The organism is Actinoallomurus acaciae, from assembly GCF_042429965.1.
In the GTDB taxonomy this organism is placed as follows: Bacteria; Actinomycetota; Actinomycetes; order Streptosporangiales; family Streptosporangiaceae; genus Actinoallomurus; species Actinoallomurus acaciae.
This window is the reverse complement of sequence record NZ_JBHLZP010000821.1, coordinates 1-2501: the sequence shown is the minus strand read 5'-3', so window position 1 is coordinate 2501 and position 2501 is coordinate 1. Positions and strand designations below refer to the sequence as shown.

3 protein-coding genes are annotated in these 2501 nt (G+C 71.1%); all 3 read left to right on the top strand.

Translation table 11 applies throughout. The features are described 5' to 3' along the window. Positions 1 to 370: 370 nt before the first annotated feature. The gene (locus ACFFNX_RS47530; protein ID WP_285582395.1) at positions 371 to 742 is read left to right on the top strand and encodes an NADH-quinone oxidoreductase subunit A; all 372 of its coding nucleotides are present in this window, start codon (positions 371 to 373) and stop codon (positions 740 to 742) included. Positions 743 to 755: 13 nt separating this feature from the next. Then, positions 756 to 1982 carry an NADH-quinone oxidoreductase subunit B gene (locus tag ACFFNX_RS47525; RefSeq protein WP_378213008.1) on the top strand — a complete coding sequence of 409 codons (1227 nt, stop codon included), beginning with the start codon at positions 756 to 758 and terminating at the stop codon, positions 1980 to 1982. After that, the coding region (locus ACFFNX_RS47520; RefSeq protein ID WP_378213006.1) for an NADH-quinone oxidoreductase subunit C at positions 1972 to 2501 on the top strand (530 nt) is incomplete at its 3' end. The genes ACFFNX_RS47525 and ACFFNX_RS47520, both read left to right, overlap by 11 nt.

Below are 2501 nucleotides of genomic sequence, written 5' to 3'. Positions count from 1 at the left end.
GGACCGCCCGGACCGCCCGGACCGCCCGGACCGCCCGGACCGCCGGGTCCGCCCGGTCCGCTCGGGAAGCCCGGCCCCGAAGGACCGCCCGCACCACCGGGTGCACCCGATGGCCAGCCCGGCGCGGGTGAGGAGTCGGGCTGCCACTCCTGGGTCTCCGGCGGCGGCCACGAGTCCGGCTGCCCGGGCTGTGCTCCCTGGCCGCCCTCTGGACCGTTGCTCATGGCTCCCCCTATATCAACGCCACTTGTCGCCGTGACCTTACGGTTTGCAGCTATGTCCGACAAGTGATGTCGCCGTTTCTGTTACCTGGCGGAGACCGCCCTGCAAAGGGGGACATCATAGGCGCTGGGCGCATTACGCTGATCGTATGCACGGCTACTTCGGCACGTACCTCAGCGTCGTCGTGTTGTTCCTGCTCGGAGGTCTGATCGTCGGGGGCGGGCTGCTGGCCAACCGGTCGCTGCGCCCGCATCGGCCGACTCCGGAGAAGCTCACGACCTACGAGTGCGGGGTCGATCCGGTCGGCGAGGGATGGGCGCAGTCCTACGTCCGGTACTACGTCTTCGCCTACCTCTACGTGATCTTCGCGGTCGACGCGGTGTTCCTGTTCCCGTGGGCGACCGTGTTCTCCGCCCGGGGCTACGGTTCGGTCACTCTGGGGGAGATGTTCGTCTTCCTCGCCTTCATCGCGGCGGGACTCGCCTACGCGTGGAAGAAGGGTGTGCTCGGCTGGGTCTGAAAGAATGACCGATATGGGTGTCGTCGATCTGCCGGAGCCCCGCATCGGGGCCGCGAGCAAGCTCGCCCCGAAGCCGATCAAGTTCGTGCTCAACTGGGGGCGCCGATACTCCCTGTGGGTTTTCAACTTCGGCCTGGCCTGTTGCGCGATCGAGTTCATCGCGACCTCGATGTCGCGGCACGACTTCATCCGGCTCGGCGTGATCCCGTTCGCGCCGGGGCCGCGGCAGGCCGACCTCATGGTCGTCTCCGGCACGGTGAGCGACAAGATGGCGCCGGCCGTCAAGCGGCTGTACGAGCAGATGCCCGAGCCCAAGTACGTCATCTCCTTCGGCGCCTGCTCCAACTGCGGCGGTCCGTACTGGGACTCCTACTGCGTGACCAAGGGCGTCGACCAGATCATCCCGGTCGACGTGTACGTCCCGGGCTGCCCGCCGCGCCCCGAGGCGCTGCTGCACGGCATCATCCGGCTCCAGGAGAAGATCGCCGCAGAGTCGCTGGGCAGCCGGTACACCCAGCAGGGCGAGCCCGTCGCGCCGGCGCCGGAGGTCGCGCGCAAGCCGCCCACCCCGGCCGTCCTGCGCCGCCCGCTCGTGCTGCCGCCGATGCCGGAGCCGGAGGAGATCGAGGCGGCCGAGGAGCCGACTCTGAGCATCGACCTGCCGGTGGCGGAGTGGGACGCCGTGCGGGCACAGGACGTGACGTCGTCCGAAGGGGAGCCGCCCGTGAAGGAGACCCCGGCCGAGGAGGTCCCGGACGAGAACGCGTCCGCCGAGACCCAGCGGTTGTCTCCCGTCGAAGAGGTTCCGGACGAGGCACCCTCGGCGAAGACCCAGCAGTTGCCTCCGGTGGAGGAGGCCCCGGCGGAGACGACCGAGCGGCTCCCGTCCGTCGAGGAGCCCGAGGCCGCGCCGGAGCCGGAGAGCGGAGGCACGGACCCGCTGCCTCCCGCCGAGGAGGTACGCCGCGAGGCGGCGGCCTTCGAGGAGACCCAGGAGTTCCAGCCCGGGCAGGAGTCGACGCGTGAGGACCCCCTGCCGGTGGCCGAGCCCGAGGGCGGCCCGGCGTCGGCCGAGAAGACCCGCCGGGACCTGCCGCCCGCCGAAGAGGTGCGCAAGGCCGCCGAGACGAGGCAGCGCGCCCGCTGGCGGGCCCAGCGGCTCCGGAAGTTCGCCGAACCCCCGCCGGTCGACGCCGTCGACGACCCCGACATCATCCCGGGACTGAGCGATGACGATTGAGCTGTCCGTGGCGTGGTCGCGACGGTTCGGCGACGAGGTGCACAGCGAGGAGACCTTCGGGCTGCTCACCGTGGACGTGCCGCCGGCGCTGTGGGCCGAGTCGCTGACCTTCGCCCGCGACGACCTCGGCTGCGCGTACTTCGACTGGCTGACCGCCGTGGACGAACTGGAGGACGGGTTCGCGATCGTGGCGCACGTGTACTCCCTGGAGGAGGGCCACCACCTGCTCGTACGGACCCGGGTGCCGCGTGAGGACCCCCGCCTGGCCACCGCGACCGAGGTCTACCGCGGCGCGAACTGGCACGAACGGGAGACCTACGAGATGTTCGGCGTGGTCTTCGACGGGCATCCGGGCCTGACGCCGCTGCTGCTGCCCGACGGCTTCGAGGGCCATCCGTTGCGCAAGGAGTTCGTGCTGGCCGCCCGGGTCGCCAAGCCGTGGCCGGGCGCCAAGGAGCCGGGGGAGTCCGGGCACGGCGCGCCGAGCCGCCGCCGCATGATGCCGCCGGGCGTGCAGGA

Coding starts and splice junctions, on each gene's coding strand:
- ACFFNX_RS47530 (WP_285582395.1), top strand. CDS start 371: ATGCACGGCTACTTCGGCACGTACCTCAGCGTCGTCGTGTTGTTCCTG.
- ACFFNX_RS47525 (WP_378213008.1), top strand. CDS start 756: ATGGGTGTCGTCGATCTGCCGGAGCCCCGCATCGGGGCCGCGAGCAAG.